At 70.6% G+C, this 16281-nt stretch carries 18 protein-coding genes and 3 tRNA genes; 16 read left to right on the top strand and 5 right to left on the bottom strand.

All coding sequences use genetic code 11. The features are described from left to right. The first annotated feature begins 4 nt into the window (after positions 1-4). Both ACFWXQ_RS35390 and ACFWXQ_RS35385 read left to right on the top strand, forming a co-directional pair. Complete coding sequence (locus tag ACFWXQ_RS35390) at positions 5-1144, top strand: barstar family protein (protein WP_383945283.1); 1140 nt, start codon at positions 5-7, stop codon at positions 1142-1144. A 51-nt stretch (positions 1145-1195) separates the two neighbouring features. Continuing rightward, entirely contained in the window at positions 1196-1762 is a 567-nt protein-coding gene (locus ACFWXQ_RS35385; protein WP_383945280.1) for an SMI1/KNR4 family protein, read from the top strand. Between the two features lie 157 nt (positions 1763-1919). On the opposite strand, the gene ACFWXQ_RS35380 is transcribed toward ACFWXQ_RS35385, so the two are convergent. Then, positions 1920-3266, bottom strand: a complete 1347-nt coding sequence (locus ACFWXQ_RS35380; protein WP_383945342.1) for an APC family permease — start codon at positions 3264-3266, stop codon at positions 1920-1922. A gap of 173 nt (positions 3267-3439) precedes the next feature. On the opposite strand from ACFWXQ_RS35380, the gene ACFWXQ_RS35375 reads away from it, so the two are divergent. Then, positions 3440-3706 (top strand): GlsB/YeaQ/YmgE family stress response membrane protein, encoded by a 267-nt coding sequence (locus ACFWXQ_RS35375; protein WP_143642881.1) that lies wholly within the window; start codon positions 3440-3442, stop codon positions 3704-3706. Positions 3707-3806: 100 nt separating this feature from the next. On the opposite strand, the gene ACFWXQ_RS35370 is transcribed toward ACFWXQ_RS35375, so the two are convergent. After that, entirely contained in the window at positions 3807-4295 is a 489-nt protein-coding gene (locus tag ACFWXQ_RS35370; protein ID WP_055614648.1) for a YajQ family cyclic di-GMP-binding protein, read from the bottom strand. A gap of 202 nt (positions 4296-4497) precedes the next feature. On the opposite strand from ACFWXQ_RS35370, the gene ACFWXQ_RS35365 reads away from it, so the two are divergent. After that, positions 4498-4579, top strand: a tRNA-Tyr gene (locus ACFWXQ_RS35365). A 204-nt stretch (positions 4580-4783) separates the two neighbouring features. Continuing rightward, a complete protein-coding gene (locus ACFWXQ_RS35360) occupies positions 4784-4996 on the top strand; it encodes a hypothetical protein (RefSeq protein WP_055614634.1) in 213 nt (70 codons plus the stop codon). A 381-nt stretch (positions 4997-5377) separates the two neighbouring features. On the opposite strand, the gene ACFWXQ_RS35355 is transcribed toward ACFWXQ_RS35360, so the two are convergent. Beyond that, a complete protein-coding gene (locus ACFWXQ_RS35355) occupies positions 5378-6034 on the bottom strand; it encodes an NAD(P)H-binding protein (protein ID WP_383945275.1) in 657 nt (218 codons plus the stop codon). A gap of 65 nt (positions 6035-6099) precedes the next feature. Here ACFWXQ_RS35355 and ACFWXQ_RS35350 point away from each other — a divergent pair, with 65 nt between their 5' ends. Further along, complete coding sequence (locus tag ACFWXQ_RS35350; protein WP_383945273.1) at positions 6100-7272, top strand: hypothetical protein; 1173 nt, start codon at positions 6100-6102, stop codon at positions 7270-7272. A gap of 232 nt (positions 7273-7504) precedes the next feature. Here the strand turns inward: ACFWXQ_RS35350 and ACFWXQ_RS35345 are convergent, their stop codons facing one another. Further along, positions 7505-8779, bottom strand: coding sequence for an amidohydrolase family protein (locus ACFWXQ_RS35345; protein WP_383935648.1), 1275 nt, complete (start codon positions 8777-8779; stop codon positions 7505-7507). Between the two features lie 259 nt (positions 8780-9038). On the opposite strand from ACFWXQ_RS35345, the gene ACFWXQ_RS35340 reads away from it, so the two are divergent. From ACFWXQ_RS35340 to ACFWXQ_RS35295, 10 genes are all read left to right on the top strand, one after another. Then, positions 9039-9111, top strand: a tRNA-Thr gene (locus ACFWXQ_RS35340). Positions 9112-9157: 46 nt separating this feature from the next. Continuing rightward, positions 9158-9230, top strand: a tRNA-Met gene (locus tag ACFWXQ_RS35335). Between the two features lie 96 nt (positions 9231-9326). Then, entirely contained in the window at positions 9327-9491 is a 165-nt protein-coding gene (gene rpmG / locus ACFWXQ_RS35330) for a 50S ribosomal protein L33 (RefSeq protein ID WP_003948671.1), read from the top strand. Positions 9492-9579: 88 nt separating this feature from the next. Then, positions 9580-10032 (top strand): MaoC family dehydratase N-terminal domain-containing protein, encoded by a 453-nt coding sequence (locus ACFWXQ_RS35325; RefSeq protein ID WP_383935646.1) that lies wholly within the window; start codon positions 9580-9582, stop codon positions 10030-10032. Between the two features lie 4 nt (positions 10033-10036). Next, a complete protein-coding gene (locus ACFWXQ_RS35320) occupies positions 10037-10465 on the top strand; it encodes a MaoC family dehydratase (protein WP_383935644.1) in 429 nt (142 codons plus the stop codon). A gap of 173 nt (positions 10466-10638) precedes the next feature. Further along, entirely contained in the window at positions 10639-11208 is a 570-nt protein-coding gene (locus ACFWXQ_RS35315; RefSeq protein ID WP_361054534.1) for a TetR/AcrR family transcriptional regulator, read from the top strand. Between the two features lie 93 nt (positions 11209-11301). Then, on the top strand, positions 11302-12747 hold the full coding sequence (locus ACFWXQ_RS35310; RefSeq protein ID WP_383935641.1) for a DHA2 family efflux MFS transporter permease subunit: 1446 nt from the start codon (positions 11302-11304) through the stop codon (positions 12745-12747). A 44-nt stretch (positions 12748-12791) separates the two neighbouring features. Further along, entirely contained in the window at positions 12792-13169 is a 378-nt protein-coding gene (locus ACFWXQ_RS35305; protein WP_383935640.1) for a DUF3291 domain-containing protein, read from the top strand. Positions 13170-13251: 82 nt separating this feature from the next. Beyond that, positions 13252-14307, top strand: coding sequence for a UDP-N-acetylmuramate dehydrogenase (locus ACFWXQ_RS35300; protein ID WP_383935638.1), 1056 nt, complete (start codon positions 13252-13254; stop codon positions 14305-14307). A gap of 60 nt (positions 14308-14367) precedes the next feature. Then, positions 14368-15087, top strand: a complete 720-nt coding sequence (locus tag ACFWXQ_RS35295) for a hypothetical protein (protein WP_383935636.1) — start codon at positions 14368-14370, stop codon at positions 15085-15087. On the opposite strand, the gene ACFWXQ_RS35290 is transcribed toward ACFWXQ_RS35295, so the two are convergent. Further along, positions 15032-16060, bottom strand: coding sequence for an adenosine deaminase (locus ACFWXQ_RS35290; protein WP_383935634.1), 1029 nt, complete (start codon positions 16058-16060; stop codon positions 15032-15034). The genes ACFWXQ_RS35295 and ACFWXQ_RS35290 overlap by 56 nt on opposite strands. Positions 16061-16281: the final 221 nt, after the last annotated feature.

Genomic DNA, 16281 nt, shown 5'->3' with positions numbered 1-16281 from the left:
AGAGGTGGAGCCGCCGAAGTACGCCCTTGCGGCGTACAGCGCCGAGGACGAGGCCGACGAGATCTGGGCCCTGTGCGCGGACGCCGAGAACCTCTTCGGCGATCCGCCGCCTCCCGCGCGCGGGACGTACGAACTGATCGGCTGCGCCCCCGAGGGGGAGCTGAGCAAGGTCCTCACGCGCGCGCGTGAGGACGGCTCGGCGCCCCTCGGCACCCTCACCCTGGAGATCCTCGACAAGGAGGGCGCACAGGTCGAGGAGTGGTCCCTGGAGGACGTACGCGTCCTCGGTGACCGTCCGTGCGCGCGTGACCTGTCACTGCGCGACATCACGGTCGAGGCCAGCGAGTCCCCGGACAACCCGTACGACTATCCGCAGTGCCCGCCGCTCTCCCCGGGCTACCGGCTGCTCGGTGCACAGAGCGAACCATGGGGCGGCTGCCGGGACCTGGCGCATGTCCTGGACAGGCATCCGGATCTCGCCGAACCGTCCGTGCGGGTGCTCGGCTGCGCCCCGCGCGGAGCCCTCCAGGCGGCCCTGGACGCGGGGGAGGAGGACCTCGGACACGCCAGGCTGATACGCCTGGACGAGTCCGGCCGCACCGTCCAGTCCGCCGTCGAGGGCGAACTCGTCGCATGGATCCCGTCCGCGCGCGGCCGCGGCCTGGTGGACCTCACGCTCGAACCCTGGTCGGAACGGCCTCCGACCGCCGCCGAGGAGGTCTGGGAGCTGTGGGACGGCGGCCGCCCCACCGAGCCCGGTCTCTGGGCCCGGTGCGGCGTGGAGGGCCGCCGCCACTGGCTGAGCATGGCGCTGGACCATCACGAGCCGGACAGGCCCGACGCGGAAGCCGGCGGCACGTTCCACCTCGACGGCCGCCGCATCATCGACCTGCCGGGTTTCTTCTGCGCGCTGGGCGAGGCCGTGAACGGGCCCGGAGGCTACTTCGGTTGGGGGCTGGACGCGCTCGACGACTGCCTCTGCGGCCGCTGGGGAGCCCGGCGGCCCTTCACCCTCGTCTGGCACGACGCGGAGGTCGCCCGTACCTGCCTCGGCCTCGTCCCGCGGACGGGCCGGCGACCTTCGACGTTCGAGGAACTCCTTGAATTCTTTGGGGAGAAGGGCATCGCCGTGCGTCTCGAATGAGGGTTATCCACAGGCTGCCCGAATGTCGGTGGCGACCTGCATCATGAACGCATGACCGAGATCGAGCAGCTGCTGGCACGTGTCTCCACAGAGGCGCGCAACTCCCGGCCGTGGGGCTGGCCTTCGCTCCCCGAGCCCGTGGACGCGGCGACGCTGGCCCGCGCGGAGTCCACCCTGGGCTTCACCGTTCCGCCGCTGCTCGCCGCCCTCTATCTGCGGATAGGCGACGGAGGATTCGGCCCGGAGTACGGTCTGCTTCCCCTGCTCGACAGCCCGCCGTCCGGCGAGCCCGCCGTCGTCGCGCAGTACCTCGCCCATCGCGAGAGCGGCCGCAAGGACCCCGAATGGCCCTGGCCCGAGGGCGTCCTGCCGATATCCCACTGGGGCTGCGGCATGTACGCCTGCGTGGACTGCCGCACCCCCGAGGCCACCGTCCTCCTCTTCGAGCCCAACGCGGACGAGGCCGACCACGCCTGGTACGTGGACGCACCCACCCTCACGGCCTGGCTCCACACCTGGCTCGACGGCACGGGCTGGTACGACGAGTCCCACGACGGCGCGGATCTGGAGCCGTGGGGCGACTTCCGTATACGCACGGGGGCGGCGCGGCCTTCGTAGCGGAGTTTCAACCTTCGGGCAGGCGGCGCGCCATCAGGGGCGCGGGGCTGTGACATTTGCGGCTCCGCCGCGGGGCGCGACCAGCCCCCACGACCGGCACTTCACACACGCACGTTCCGAGCGAAGCCTTCAGCGATAGGTGCCCGCTGCCCTGCCCTCAGCCCTCAGCGCGAGCCAGCCGTCTCCTCACCCCATACACGACCGCTCCCAACCCCAACACGCCCACTCCCACAGCCACCGACACCCACGGCAGCGCGAAAGCCAAGGTCACACACCCCGCCAGCCCCACCACTGGCGCAACCCGAGAAATGACCGTCGAACTCAACGTCCAGGCCGCCGCGTTGGCGATCGCGTAGTACACCAGCACCCCGAAGGAGGAGAAGCCGATAGCGCCCCGCACATCCACCGTCGCGGCCACCGCGACGACCACCGCTCCGACGGCCAGCTCCGCCCGATGAGGCACCTGGAAGCGGGGATGCACGGCGGCCAGCGCGCCCGGGAGATGCCCGTCGCGGGCCATCGCCAGCGTCGTCCGTGACACCCCCAGGATCAGCGCGAGAAGGGAGCCGAGCGCTGCCACGGCGGCGCCCACCCGTACGACCGGGACGAGTTCCGGCACACCCGCGGCGCGCACCGCGTCGGTCAGCGGCGCCGTCGCTTGACCGAGCCCGCCCGACCCCAGCACGGAGAGGACAGCCACCGCGACAGCCGCGTACACCACCAGCGCGATGCCCAGCGCGAGCGGGATCGCGCGCGGAATGGTGCGCGCAGGGTCCCGTACCTCCTCGCCGAGCGTCGCGATCCGCGCGTACCCGGCGAAGGCGAAGAACAACAGGCCGGCCGCCTGGAGCACGCCGCCCACACCTCCGGAGATCCCCACGTCCAGTCGCCCGGCGTCGGAGTTCGCCGAGGTGAGGGACACGACGACCACGGAAGCGAGGACTCCGAGGACCACCGCCACGATCGCCCGCGTCAGCCACGCGGACTTCTGGACACCGCCGTAGTTCACCGCGGTCAGCACCACCACGGCCCCGACGGCCACGGCGTGCGCCTGCCCCGGCCAGACGTACGCGCCCACGGTGAGCGCCATCGCCGCACATGAGGAGGTCTTGCCGACGACGAACGACCAGCCCGCCAGATACCCCCAGAACTCCCCGAGCCGCTCCCGCCCGTACACGTACGTCCCGCCCGACGCGGGATAGCGGGCGGCGAGACGCGCCGACGCCGTCGCGTTGCAGTAGGCGACGACGGCGGCGATGCCCAGGCCGAGGAGAAGCCCGGACCCGGCGGCCCGTACCGCGGGCGCCAGCGCCGCGAAGATTCCCGCACCGACCATCGAGCCGAGGCCGATGACAACGGCGTCGCCGACGCCGAGCGTCCGCTTCAGCTCCACCGTGCGCTGCGGCGCTCCGGGCTGGGCCGAACCGGGCTGGGCCGAACCGGTCTGGGCCGAACCGGTTCGGCCGGAATCGGACTGTGCCATGGGTCGCACCCTACTGATCAGTGCAACCGGTCACCGCCGCGCCGACGTCCTCCCCGGCAACAGCAAACGAACAAGCAAACGAACGAACGAGCGTGCAAGCAAGCGCGCGACCGGCGGCACGAGAGCGGCATGAACACAGCCTGGCCGGAGCAAGATCACAGCACAGGCACAGCACGGAGAGGCAGGTTCACGGCATGGGCATCATCAGCTGGATCATCCTGGGGCTGTTGGCCGGCGCCATCGCCAAATTCCTGCTGCCGGGCCGTGATCCCGGCGGCTTCATCGGCACGACGCTGATAGGCGTCGCGGGCGCGTTCATCGGCGGCTGGATATCGGCCCGTTGGCTGGACCATCCGGTCGCCAAGGACTTCTACGACGGTGCCACCTGGGCCGCCGCGATCGGCGGCTCGCTCGTCCTGCTGATCGTCTACCGCCTCCTGTTCGGCAACTCGCGCAACTGAGCGCGCGCCCCCGAGACCGCGGCCAGCAGGCGAGAAGGGTGGGCACCGGCGGTGCCCACCCTTCCTCGTGCTGCCTTACGTACGCGCAACGAGCACGCGGTCACCGGTAGTTGACGAACTGCAAAGCGAAGTCGAAGTCCTGGCCCTTCAGCAGCGCCTGCACGGCCTGCAGGTCGTCACGGCTCTTCGAGCTGACCCGCAGCTCCTCGCCCTGCACCTGCGCCTTGACGCCCTTCGGGCCCTCATCGCGAATGATCTTCGCCACCTTTTTCGCGTTCTCCTGGGAGATGCCTTCCTCGATCGAGGCGAAGATCTTGTACTCCTTGCCGGAGAGCTGCGGCTCACCGGCGTCCAGTGCCTTGAGCGAGATGCCCCGCTTGACCAGCTTGGACTGGAAGACGTCGAGGACGGCCTTGACCCGCTCCTCCGAGTTGGCCTCCATAAGGATCTTCTCGCCGGACCAGGAGATGGAGGCGCCGACGTTCTTGAAGTCGTAGCGCTGCGAGATCTCCTTGCCGGCCTGGTTGAGGGCGTTGTCGACCTCCTGCCGCTCGACCTTCGAGACGATGTCGAAACTGGAGTCGGCCATGTCCTGTGGCTCCTTGTATCGGGGTGCGTAGTGGCGGCCGTCGAGCACCGCGTCGGTCCCGGGCCGCATCCGCATAAGCCTAGCCACCCGCTCCCCTCCGAGCGCCGATCAATCGGGTGGCGAAGCACCCCCGAGCATCGGGTATCGTTTACGTCGTTGCCACAGAGCGCCGCCGTACAGCGGTTCGAATGGCAGCAACCCCGGCGGTGTGCCCGAGCGGCCAAAGGGAGCAGACTGTAAATCTGCCGGCTCAGCCTACCCAGGTTCGAACCCTGGCGCCGCCACGCTGAGAGAAACCCCCTCCAAACTGCGTTCTTGCAGTTCGGAGGGGGTTTCTGCGTGTCTGGAGTGGTGTTCCCTCAGGGGCAGCGCGCGCCTCTGCTGCTGCCCCCGTCGCGGCGCCGCTGGCCTGTCGTGAGCAGGGTGGCGGCCGATTCCTGGGCCGGGGCCTCCTCGGCCTTCCCCGGCTTCCTTCGTACCCTGAGTTCATGTCCTCACGTCGCAGGAACTGCCCCGAGTGCCGCCGCGAGATTGCCGTTGTCGCGGGGCGGTTCGCCCGGCACGACCCGCCGGGGGCACGGGGGAGTGGGGAGCTCGTGTCGTGTCCCGGGTCGCGCAGACAGGCGGAGCTGGGCGCTGCGCAGCCGGCGCTGGACGGGTATGTCGTCGCGGAGTTCCCCGGCCAGCTGCCCCTCTTCTGACCCCCGCCGCACGCTCGCTGCCCCAGCCCGCCGACCTCGCAACCCCTGGCCGGCCTAAGCAACCTATGGCTGATCCCGCAGCTCGCTGCCTGCCCAGCAACCTCTGGCTGACTCCGCAGCTCGCTGGCTCGCCCCGCAGCCCCGCGCGCCCCGCTGATTCCCGCGCCCCGGCGATGCTGATTCCCGCGCCCCGCTCCGGCGGTTCAGGCCCGGCGTATGTCCATCCGGCTCACCAGTGCCTCTCCAGTCGTACGAGCCAGTCGTTCGAGGGGGTGCGCGGCTGCGAACTGCGCTGCTCAGTAGGCGCGTACCGCCTCTACCCCTCTCAATCGTGGGGCGGGGCGGCCGATCACCGCCCCACGCCCGCGTGCGTGCTCCCGGTCAGTTCCCGGCCACCGACTTCACTGCCACGGACACCGGTGCCGACCCGCTGATCAGCTCCAGTGTCAGCCCGGCCGTCGCCGGTGTGTCCACCAGTTCCGCGAGGACCGCCGCGACGTCGTCGCGCGGGATGGGGCCGCGCCCCGTGGCGGCCTCCAGGCGTACGAGACCGGTGCCGGCGTCGCTCGTCAGCATCCCGGGACGCAGGATCGTCCAGTCCAGGCCGCGGTGAGCGCGTACGTACGCGTCGGCCTCGCCCTTGGCGCGCAGATACGCGTCGAAGATGTCGTCCCCGGGATGCTCCGGATCCGCGCCCATCGACGACACGACCACATGCCGACGCACTCCGGCCCGGGCGGCCGCGTCCGCGTAGAGCACGGCGGCGCCCCGGTCCACGGTGTTCTTGCGGTCCACCCCGCTGCCAGGGCCCGCGCCCGCCGCGAAGACGGCGGCGTCCGCGCCCTCCATGTGCGTGGCGACCTCCTCGACCGAGGCTGACTCCAGATCGCACACGACCGGCTCGGCGCCGGCCGCCCGCAGATCCTCGCCCTGCTCGGCGCGGCGGATGATCCCCGCCACCTCGTCACCGCGCGCGGAGAGCAGCCGCTCCAGCCGCAGCGCGATCTGACCATGACCTCCAGCGATGACAATGCGCATGTTTCCGACCGTACGCCCGGACGACCCCACTCGCCGCACAACCCTGTGGATAACTCGTGAGTCTCATGAACGATCACTGTGTACGAGGGGTGACGCCGCACGGCGTCATGAAGGAGACCGTCATCACCACCACACGCGAGAGCCGCGCGATGCGCATGAGCCCTGCCACGCGCAACCGTCCTGCCCTGCGCAAGACCCTCACCGCGGCCGCCTGCACCACGGCGCTGCTCGCCGGCGTGGCAGCCTGCGGCACGGTCGAGAACCTCACCGCCGGTCAGAAGGTCGACCGCGCCTTCGAAGGGCTCGGCGAAAAGAAGTCGCTGGCCTTCGAGTTGGGGCTCGACGCCAAGCCCTCCGCCCTCACGAAGCTGGCCGGGGAGGTGGAACCCGGCGAGGAGTTGCCGCCCGAGCTGGCCGAACTCTTCACCGGGGTGCGGATCAAGGTGTCCGTCGAGTCGAGGAAGCCGCTCGCCGACTCGGGTGAGAAGGATCTCGTCGGTACGGGCGTGACGATCTCGGGGCCCGACGGTGTTCTGGCCGAATACCGCCTCGTCGGCGACTACACGTACTACCGGGCTGACATGAAGGCGGTCGGTGAGGCCATGGGCTTCCCGCTGCCGTCGGCCGACGAACTCCCCGAGAGCGAGAAGGAGCTCAAGAAGGTCCTCGAGGGCAAGTGGGTCAAGGTCGACACCAGCGAACTCGACCGGGCCGGGAAGGGCATCCCTGGCGCTGAGAAGGGCGACAAGGGCAGCAAGGCCGATCAGCCCGGTGGGTCCGACGAGATCGACACCAAGACCCAGCAGAAGATCCTCAAGGCGGTACGCGGAGTCGTCGCCCGCGAGGTCACCTTCAGCAACGAGGGAGGCGCTGACGGCGTCGAACGGATCGTCGCCAAGGCCTCGTTCCGCGAACTGCTCACCGGTGTCCTCGACAAGCTCCGGCCCTTGGCCGACGACCTTCCGGCGGGCGCCGAACTGCCCACCGACGAGGACCTCAAGGACGTCCCGGACAAGAAGATCGCCGTCAACTTCTCCCTGAAGAACGGCGACTTGACCCGTGTCTCCGTAGACCTCGCCGCTCTCGCGGACGGTCCGAAGGGCACCCGGCTCCCCCTGGTGGTCAAGTTCGGCGAGGCGGGCGACGTCAGCGCCCCGTCCGGTGCCACCGAGATACCCGCGGACGGGTTCGGGGGCCCGGGCAACCCGTTCACCGGGGGCATGCTGAGCGGCTTCTGACGGCTCGTCCGAAACGCGACATTCACGACGGCAACGGCAGCCCGACGGCGACGGTTAGTCGACGGCCACGGGGCGGGCAGATTCCGTAGGCACCGTCACGCGCGTGTGCCGTACGCACCGGCCCGCGCGTGTGCCGTAAGCACCGGCACGCGCGCGTGGAGCCCAAACACACCTCCACGCGCGCGTGCCCGCGCCAAGGGCACCCCGCCTCCGGACGCCCCAAGCCTCAGCCTCACGACGGCTCCTCCGCCCGCCCCGTCCGCCCCTGCCGAGGCAGGTCCAACGCCACGGTCACAGCGGAGTTGCAGTACTCCCGCACCGCACTCGTACGCGCCACGACCCGCCCCCGATGCACCACGATCCGGCTGTACGCAAGGGACAACGCCGCGTCGAGCCGGTCCCCGCGCACCGCGAGCAACTCCGCCGGAAACCCGGCCTCCACCCGCACCTCGGGCAGCCCCAGCGCCGCCCGCGCCGACGAACTCACCGCGTCGTAGGCGTCCCCGGCCCGCAGCCCGTACCGTGAGGCCAGCAAGTACGCCGCCTCCAACGGGTCCCCGCGCCCCACGGGGTTCGACACATCCCTCAGGGCGCCGCTCCCGGCCGCCACGCGCACCCCCGCCGACCGCAGCAGCCGTACCGGAGCCGTCCCGCGGCGGTCCACGCCCGAGCAGCCGCCCTGGGGCAGACAGACCACGCCCACGCCGGCCGCGGCGAGTTGGTCCGCCGCCCGCGAGGCGACCTCGGAGGGCAGCCGCCCGAGTCCGCCGCACGGGCCGAGCGTCACCCCCGGCCGCAGTCCGCCGGCCATCGCCGCGAGCCGGGCGAGCCGCGCCGGGTCGTCACCGTCCGTGTGCAGGTCGACCGGGCAGCCGTGCTCCGAGGCGACCTCCAGGACCGCCTCCACGTATCCCGTCGGATCAGGGTCCAAATCTGGACAACCGCCCACTACGGAGGCGCCCATTTTCACCGCGTCCCGCAGTATGGCCAGCCCGTCGGCCCCCGCGAGCCCGGTCAGTACCCGGGGCATCGCCACCACCGTCAACTCGGCCAGCCCCCGCAGCGCGCGCCGCGCCTGCAGCACCGCGGCCATCGAGCCCAGCCCCTGCACATCGCCCACGCGCACGTGCGAGCGCAGAGCGGTGGCCCCGTGCCCGAGCTGGAGCAACGCCGCCTCGGTCGTACGGCGCTGGACCTCCTGGGCCTCGTACGACACAGGTCCGTCGCCGTCCGCGGACAGGGCCGTGTCGCCGTGCGCGTGGGGCTCGGCCGGGGCCGGCAGGAGCAGATAGCCGGCGAGGTCCACGCGCGCGCTGTGCGCGGTGAGGCTGCCCGCCGTGCCGACCGCCTCGATGCGTCCGCCGCCCAGCCTTACGTCCACGGTCCGGCCGTCGGTGAGCCGCGCACCGCAGAGCAGCAGGTCGGAGCCGTCGCTCCGGCCGGACGAACCCGAGGAGCCCGACGAGGACGAGGAGGAGTGGGGCTGCTGCGGCTGACTGTCGGGCATCGCGCTCCTGGGGCTCGGCGGCGGCTGCGAGAGAGGGGCAGGCGGCTGCGAAGGAGGGACACAAGATCACGCAGCGTGAGTCGAGCCTAGGGTGGCGACCGGCGTGCATCGAGGAGGAGCGGAATAGTCGTACCGGTGTGGTCCGTCGTGCGGGAGGGGCGCGTGAAACGCCCCGCGAGCGGCCCGGAACGGGCCGGGGCAGGTGCCGCGAAACGGATTTGGGCGTTCGGTGGCCGAGCGTGTAATGTCTTCATCGCTCGCCCCAATAGCTCAGTCGGTAGAGCGTCTCCATGGTAAGGAGAAGGTCTACGGTTCGATTCCGTATTGGGGCTCTGGTGTGGAAGGTTCCCGTCGCAAGGCGGGAACCGGTCACATCACAGCGGTGTAGCTCAGTCGGTAGAGCAAGCGGCTCATAATCGCTGTGTCACCGGTTCAAGTCCGGTCACCGCTACTGACAGTAGCCGATTGTGGGGTCGGTCCTTCGATCGGCTACTCTTCTGTGTGTTAATGCGCCAATCGTCCCATCCGTTCGTCAAGGAGCACTCCTGTGGCTGCCACCGACGTCCGCCCGAAGATCACGCTGGCCTGCGTGGAGTGCAAGGAGCGGAACTACATCACCAAGAAGAACCGGCGTAACAACCCGGACCGACTGGAGATGAAGAAGCACTGCCCGCGTTGCAATGCGCACACCGCGCACCGCGAAACGCGATAAATCAGGCTCGTACACGAGGCCGTCCCCTGAAGTCGGGGGGCGGCCTCGCGTCGTTACACCCAGTTGCGAACCAGGAGGTGCCGGGCCCATGGCGCTCGACCAGTCCTTCGTGGGGCGGTCCTATCCGCCCACCGAGCCCTATGAGGTCGGCCGGGAGAAGATCCGCGAGTTCGCGGAGGCGGTGGGCGACACCAATCCCGCGTACACGGACCCGGAAGCCGCCAAGGCCCTCGGTCACCCTGATGTGATCGCCCCGCCGACCTTCGCGTTCACCATCACGTTCAAGGCGGCGGGACAGGTCGTCCGGGATTCCCAACTGGGGCTCGACTACAGCCGTGTGGTGCACGGCGACCAGAAGTTCGTCCACCGCCGCCCGGTGCGGGCGGGCGACCGGCTCACAGTCACCTCCACCATCGAAGCGATCAAGTCGCTGGCGGGCAACGACATCCTGGACATCCGCGGCGAGGTCCACGACGAAGCCGGCGAGCACGTGGTGACCGCCTGGACCAAGCTCGTGTCCCGCGCGGCCGAGGGGGCGTGAACAGATGACGGCGAAGATCTCGTACGACGACGTCGAGGTCGGCACCGAACTGCCGGCCCAGACCTTCGGCGTGACGCGCGCCACGCTCGTGCGGTATGCGGGCGCCTCGGGGGACTTCAACCCGATCCACTGGAACGAGAAGTTCGCCAAGGAGGTCGGCCTCCCGGACGTCATCGCGCACGGCATGTTCACCATGGCCGAGGCGATCCGGGTCGTCACCGACTGGACCGGCGACCCGGGCGCGGTCGTCGAGTACGGCGTCCGCTTCACCAAGCCGGTCGTCGTCCCGAACGACGACCAGGGCGCCACGATCGAGGTCAGCGGCAAGGTCGCGGCCAAGCTCGACGACAACACCGTCCGCGTCGACCTCGTCGCGATGAGCGCGGGCCAGAAGGTCCTGGGCATGTCCCGCGCGGTCGTCCGCCTCGCCTGACGGGGCAGGACCCGCCCGGGCGCGAGAAGCGCAAGTCCGGGGCGCGAGAAGTGCGAGTAAGGGGCGTCCGCCATTGCGGGCGCCCCTTACTTCTTGCCTCTCGCGCCACTTGCCCTCTTCCGCGGTCACCCCACCCCTTGACCTAGTTAGTGATTGAGTACTAACTTGTTCGTATGGTCAGGATGAGCGCAGAAGAGAGGCGCGAGAGCGTCATCCGTGCGGCGATGAGCGAGTTCTCCCGGGGCGGCTACTACGGCACGTCCACCGAGGTGATCGCCAAGCGTGTGGGTGTCTCGCAGCCGTACCTCTTCCGGCTCTTCCCGGGCAAGAAGGCGATCTTCCTTGCGGCGGCCGAGCGGTGCATGGAGGAGACCATGCGCACCTTCGCCGACGCCTCCAAGGGGCTGGAGGGCGAAGAGGCCCTGCACGCCATGGCGAACGCGTACACCAGGGTCATCGCCGAGAATCCGGAACAGCTGCTCATGCAGATGCAGATGTACGTCGCGGTGGCCGCCGCCGAGCAGACCGGTGACCACGAACTGGGTGAGGCGGTACGGGCGGGCTGGATGCGCCTGTGGGACACCGTCCATCTGCCGCTCGGTGCCGATGTCGACGAGACCACGACCTTCATGGCGTACGGAATGCTCGTCAACTGCCTGGTGGTCATGGGGTTCCCGCCCGAGCACCGGGTCTGGGAGGGGCTCTACCCCTCGGCCCGGATCAAGGGCCGGCTCGAACACTGAAACAAGGGTGGCGGAGATTGCCGCCCTTTCATGTCCGTGAAAGTTAGTCAGCAATAACTAATTGAAGTCAGCGATCACCCGCTGGGGGAAGCGATGTCACAGCAGACCGCACGTCGCGGGGGAGCCGTCTGGGCCCTCGTGATCACCAGCGTCGCCGGGTTCATGGCGGCGCTCGACAACCTCGTCGTCACCACCGCACTGCCCTCGATCCGCGAGGACCTCGGCGGAGACCTCGCCGATCTGGAATGGACCGTGAGCGCCTACACGCTCACCTTCGCCGTGCTGCTGATGTTCGGCGCGGCCCTGGGCGACCGGTTCGGCAGGCGCCGGCTCTTCCTCGCCGGCATCACCGTGTTCACCGGCGCGTCCGCCGCCGCGGCCATGGCGCCCGGCATCGACTCGCTGATAGCCGCCCGCGCGGTCCAGGGCGTCGGCGCCGCCATCATGATGCCGCTGACGCTGACCCTGCTCACGGCCGCCGTTCCGGCCGCCAAGCGCGGGATGGCGTACGGGATCTGGGGTGCCGTCAACGGTCTCGCGGTCGCTTCGGGGCCGCTCATCGGCGGCAGCCTCACCGAGCACATCTCCTGGCAGTGGATCTTCTGGCTGAACGTTCCGCTGGGGCTGGCGCTCCTGCCGCTCGCCCGGCTGCGTCTGTCGGAGTCGTTCGGCACCGGCGCCCCGCTCGACATCCGCGGCACCCTGCTGGCCAGCGGTGGCCTCTTCGGGATCGTGTACGGGCTGGTCCGGGCGCCCGTCGTCGGCTGGACCGACGGGATCGTCCTGCTGGGGCTGTTCGCGGGCACCGCTCTGCTCGTCGGCTTCGTGCTCCACGGCATCAGCGCCAAGAACCCGATGCTGCCGATGCGGCTCTTCCGCAACCGGGCCTTCGCCGGGATCAACGCGGCCAGCCTGCTGATGTTCCTCGGGATGTTCGGCTCGATCTTCCTGCTCAGCCAGTACATGCAGGGCGTCCTCGGCTACTCGCCCACCCAGGCCGGACTGCGCATGCTGCCCTGGACGGGGATGCCGATGCTCATCGCGCCCGTCGCCGGCTATCTGTCCGACCGGATCGGCGGCCGCCCGGTCGTCGCCGCGGGTCTGTTCCTGCAGGCCGTCGGGCTCGGCTGGTTCGCCACCGTCATCGCGCCCGACACGCCGTACGCCGCGCAGCTGCCCGCCCTGATCATCAGCGGCGTGGGCATGTCCCTCTTCTTCGCCCCCGCCTCCAGCCTGGTCATGTCCAGCGTCCGGCCGCACGAGCAGGGAATCGCGTCCGGCGCCAACAACGCGCTGCGCGAGGTCGGCGGTGCCCTCGGTATCGCGGTGATGGCCTCGATCTTCTCCGCCCAGGGCGGCTACCGGACCGCGCAGACCTTCGTGGACGGCACCCAGCCGGCGCTCTGGGTCGGCTCCGCCGCGGTGGCCGTGGCGGGAGTCGCGGCACTGTTCATCCCGACGCGCCGCCGTACGGCGGAGGCGGGACACGAGGGCACGGAGACGCCGCCCGCGCGGGTGCTGGAAACGGCCTCCCACTGAGGGTCCTCACTGAGTTCGGAAATCAAACCGAAAGGAGTCCGGTCATGCCCACCCTTCCCTGGACCGTGCCGAACAAGCCGCCGCGGGGTGCCGAGGTGCACGTCTTCGCCTCCCGCTTCGAGACCCGCACCCGCTGGGGAGCGCTGAAGTTCTTCGCCAGGACGCCGGCCGTCTGGTGGCAGGTGAGCAAGGCCCCCGGAGCGTACGGCGCCACGCTCAAGGCGGCCCCGCTGCGGCGGACCTTCTGGACCCTGTCCGCCTGGGAGTCGCCCGCGGCGCTCAAGGCCTTCGCCCGCTCCGGCACGCACGCGCCGACCGCCCGGGGCCTCGGCCCCCAGATGAGGGACGCGAAGTTCGTCTCGTGGACGGTCACGGCGGACGACCTCCCGCTCGACTGGCCGGAGGCCTTGCGCCGGCTGTGACCGACCACCGCCGCGGACAGCTGCCCGGCCCCGAGAACGGCCCTGCCCCGACCGGCGGGGCCGTTCTCGTACTCTTGGGCACGTGCTGGAACTCCACGACGCCCCGCTCGCCCCGCTGACCACCTTCCGGCTCGGCGGCCCCGCCGCGCGCCTGATCACCGCCACGACCGACGCCGAGGTGATCGCCGCCGTCCGCGAGGCCGACGACTCCGGCACACCGCTGCTGCTGATCGGCGGCGGATCCAACCTGGTCATCGGCGACAAGGGCTTCGCGGGCACGGCCCTGCGCATCGCCACCCGCGGCTTCGCCCTCGACGGTACGAAGCTGGAGCTGGCCGCCGGAGAGGTGTGGACCGACGCCGTCGCCCGCACCGTCGAGGCCGGCCTCGCGGGCATCGAGTGCCTCGCCGGAATCCCGGGCTCCGCGGGCGCGACCCCCATCCAGAACGTGGGGGCGTACGGCCAGGAGGTGTCGTCGACGATCACCGAAGTGATCGCCTACGACCGGCGGACCCACGAGACGGTCACCGTCGCGAACGCCGAGTGCGCCTTCTCGTACCGCCACAGCCGCTTCAAGGCCGAGCCCGAGCGCTTCGTCGTGCTGCGCGTCCGCTTCGACCTGGAGGACGCCTCCGGGCTCTCCGCGCCGGTCAAGTACGCCGAGACGGCCCGCGCCCTCGGTGTCGAGCCAGGCGACCGCGTGCCGCTGGAGAAAGCCCGTGAGACCGTCCTGAAGCTGCGCTCCGGCAAGGGCATGGTGCTCGACCCGGAGGACCACGACACCTGGTCGGCCGGCTCGTTCTTCACCAACCCGATCCTCACCCACGAGGAGTTCGCCGTGTTCCACGCGCGCGTGGAGGAGCGCCTGGGTGACGGCGTGCTCCCGCCCGCCTACCCGGCGGGCGACGGACACACCAAGACCTCCGCGGCCTGGCTGATCGACAAGTCCGGCTTCACCAAGGGCTACGGCACCGGTCCTGCCCGCATCTCCACCAAGCACACCCTGGCCCTCACCAACCGCGGCGAGGCCACCACGGAGGACCTCCTCGCGCTCGCCCGCGAGGTCGTCGAAGGCGTCCACGCCGCCTTCGGGATCACACTCGTCAACGAACCGGTGACGGTCGGCGTCAGCCTCTGAGATATTTCGGTTGCCGGTCGCCCGGCCCGGCGATCACCCTGGGGGCATGAGAGAACTCCTGTGCGGCTGAGGGTCGATGAGTTCCGGCCGAGCGCCGGGCGGTACGCGTTCCGGGTGGTCCAGCCGCGCCCCGCGCTGCGGCACACCACGCTCAGCGACCCCTTGCGGGGCTGGGGCTACCTGGTCGGCGACCACGACGGACTGGCCCGCCTCGCCGCACTGTTCTCGTTCGCCGCGTACTTCCCGCACACGGTCGTCCACGTCCCGCTGCGCGACAGCGTGCCCAGGGAGTACGCGCCCGGAGTGCCGGTCGACCTCGTACTCGCCCACCGGACACTGGGCCTGCGGCCCTCCACCTGGCCGTCGCTGCGCCGCGGGCTGACCCGGGGCACCCCGGGCACCGTCCGCACCGACGAACGGCGCACCGCGGACCACGCCGCGGCCTGGCAGGCGCGCTGGGAGCAGCGCTGGGAGCGCCTGGACCCCGTCGACCGGATCCGCCCCGCCGTGCACGCCCGGACGCTGTTCCTCTTCGGCGCCCGGGACACCTTCGCCTCGGCGTCCGTCCAGCTGGAGGTCGCGGCCGGCTTCGGCCCGCGCCACAAGAGGGCCGCCAAGGGACACGACGTGCTGGTCACCTCGCTCACGACGCACCTGCCCCCGAGCCCAGGGCGTCACACGGAACTGGACATCGGCTTCCAGGCGTACCCGCCCTACGCCCACTTCAGGCGACCGGGGCGGTCAGCCAGTCGTCGATCCCGGACAGCAGCTTCGCCCTGATGTCCTGCGGGGCCGCCGAACCCCGTACCGACTGCCGTGCCAGTTCGGCCAGTTCGGCGTCCGTGAAGGCGTGATACTGGCGTGCGATGTCGTACTGGGCGGCCAGCCGTGAGCCGAACAGCAGCGGGTCGTCCGCTCCGAGTGCCAGCGGGACCCCCGCCTCGAAAAGCGTGCGCAGGGGGACGTCCTCCGGCTTTTCGTACACCCCCAGGGCGACGTTCGACGCCGGGCAGACCTCACAGGTGATGCCCCGGTCCGCGAGCCGCTTCATGAGCCACGGGTCCTCGGCCGCCCGCACCCCGTGCCCGATCCGCGAGGCGTGCAGGTCGTCCAGGCAGTCACGGACGGACGCCGGGCCCGTCAGCTCGCCGCCGTGCGGCGCCGCCAGCAGCCCGCCCTCACGCGCGATGGCGAAGGCCCGGTCGAAGTCCCGCGCCATACCGCGCCGCTCGTCGTTGGAGAGCCCGAAGCCGACGATGCCGCGGTCCGCGTACCGCACGGCCAGCCGGGCCAGCGTGCGGGCGTCCAGCGGATGCTTCATCCGGTTCGCGGCCACCAGGACCCGCATCCCGAGCCCGGTCTCGCGCACGGCCGAGTCCACGGCGTCCAGGATGATCTCCAGCGCCGGGATCAGCCCGCCCAGCCGGGGCGCGTACGAGGTCGGGTCGACCTGGATCTCCAGCCACCCCGAGCCGTCCTTGAGGTCCTCCTCGGCGGCCTCCCGCACCAGCCGCTGGATGTCCTCGGGATCTCTGAGGCACGACCGCGCCGCGTCGTACAGCCGCTGGAAGCGGAACCAGCCCCGCTCGTCGGTGGCCCTCAGTTTCGGCGGCTCCCCGCTGGTCAGCGCATCGGGAAGGTGGATCCCGTGCTTGTCGGCCAGTTCCAGCAGAGTGGTGATCCGCATCGACCCGGTGAAATGCAGGTGCAGATGAGCTTTGGGCAGCTCAGAGACATCACGTACGTGCTCCATTCCAGGATCCTGCCGTACGCCGCGTACGTATCGGTAGCGCTTTCCCTGAACGTGGTCTTGCTCGCACTAAGACACGAACCGACACACGAAGAGCGGGGCGCCGCCCCGGGGGGGGGGGCCCCGCGGACCCCCGCACGGGGTGTGGGAGGTGAGTGCGTGGCCGCGGCCCGCAGCGTCAGGGTCCGCGAGACGCCCACGCCGAGGTGCGCGTCACCCCCCCC

It is taken from the genome of Streptomyces sp. NPDC058697 (assembly GCF_042715345.1).
GTDB classification, from domain to species: domain Bacteria; phylum Actinomycetota; class Actinomycetes; order Streptomycetales; family Streptomycetaceae; genus Streptomyces; species Streptomyces liliifuscus.
This window is presented reverse-complemented; position numbering and strand designations above follow the sequence as displayed.

Coding starts and splice junctions, on each gene's coding strand:
- ACFWXQ_RS35310 (WP_383935641.1), top strand. CDS start 11,302: ATGTCACAGCAGACCGCACGTCGCGGGGGAGCCGTCTGGGCCCTCGTG.
- ACFWXQ_RS35315 (WP_361054534.1), top strand. CDS start 10,639: ATGGTCAGGATGAGCGCAGAAGAGAGGCGCGAGAGCGTCATCCGTGCG.
- ACFWXQ_RS35320 (WP_383935644.1), top strand. CDS start 10,037: ATGACGGCGAAGATCTCGTACGACGACGTCGAGGTCGGCACCGAACTG.
- ACFWXQ_RS35345 (WP_383935648.1), bottom strand. CDS start 8,779: ATGCCCGACAGTCAGCCGCAGCAGCCCCACTCCTCCTCGTCCTCGTCG.
- ACFWXQ_RS35385 (WP_383945280.1), top strand. CDS start 1,196: ATGACCGAGATCGAGCAGCTGCTGGCACGTGTCTCCACAGAGGCGCGC.
- ACFWXQ_RS35360 (WP_055614634.1), top strand. CDS start 4,784: ATGTCCTCACGTCGCAGGAACTGCCCCGAGTGCCGCCGCGAGATTGCC.
- ACFWXQ_RS35370 (WP_055614648.1), bottom strand. CDS start 4,295: ATGGCCGACTCCAGTTTCGACATCGTCTCGAAGGTCGAGCGGCAGGAG.
- ACFWXQ_RS35290 (WP_383935634.1), bottom strand. CDS start 16,060: ATGGAGCACGTACGTGATGTCTCTGAGCTGCCCAAAGCTCATCTGCAC.
- ACFWXQ_RS35355 (WP_383945275.1), bottom strand. CDS start 6,034: ATGCGCATTGTCATCGCTGGAGGTCATGGTCAGATCGCGCTGCGGCTG.
- ACFWXQ_RS35325 (WP_383935646.1), top strand. CDS start 9,580: ATGGCGCTCGACCAGTCCTTCGTGGGGCGGTCCTATCCGCCCACCGAG.
- ACFWXQ_RS35375 (WP_143642881.1), top strand. CDS start 3,440: ATGGGCATCATCAGCTGGATCATCCTGGGGCTGTTGGCCGGCGCCATC.
- ACFWXQ_RS35305 (WP_383935640.1), top strand. CDS start 12,792: ATGCCCACCCTTCCCTGGACCGTGCCGAACAAGCCGCCGCGGGGTGCC.
- ACFWXQ_RS35350 (WP_383945273.1), top strand. CDS start 6,100: ATGAACGATCACTGTGTACGAGGGGTGACGCCGCACGGCGTCATGAAG.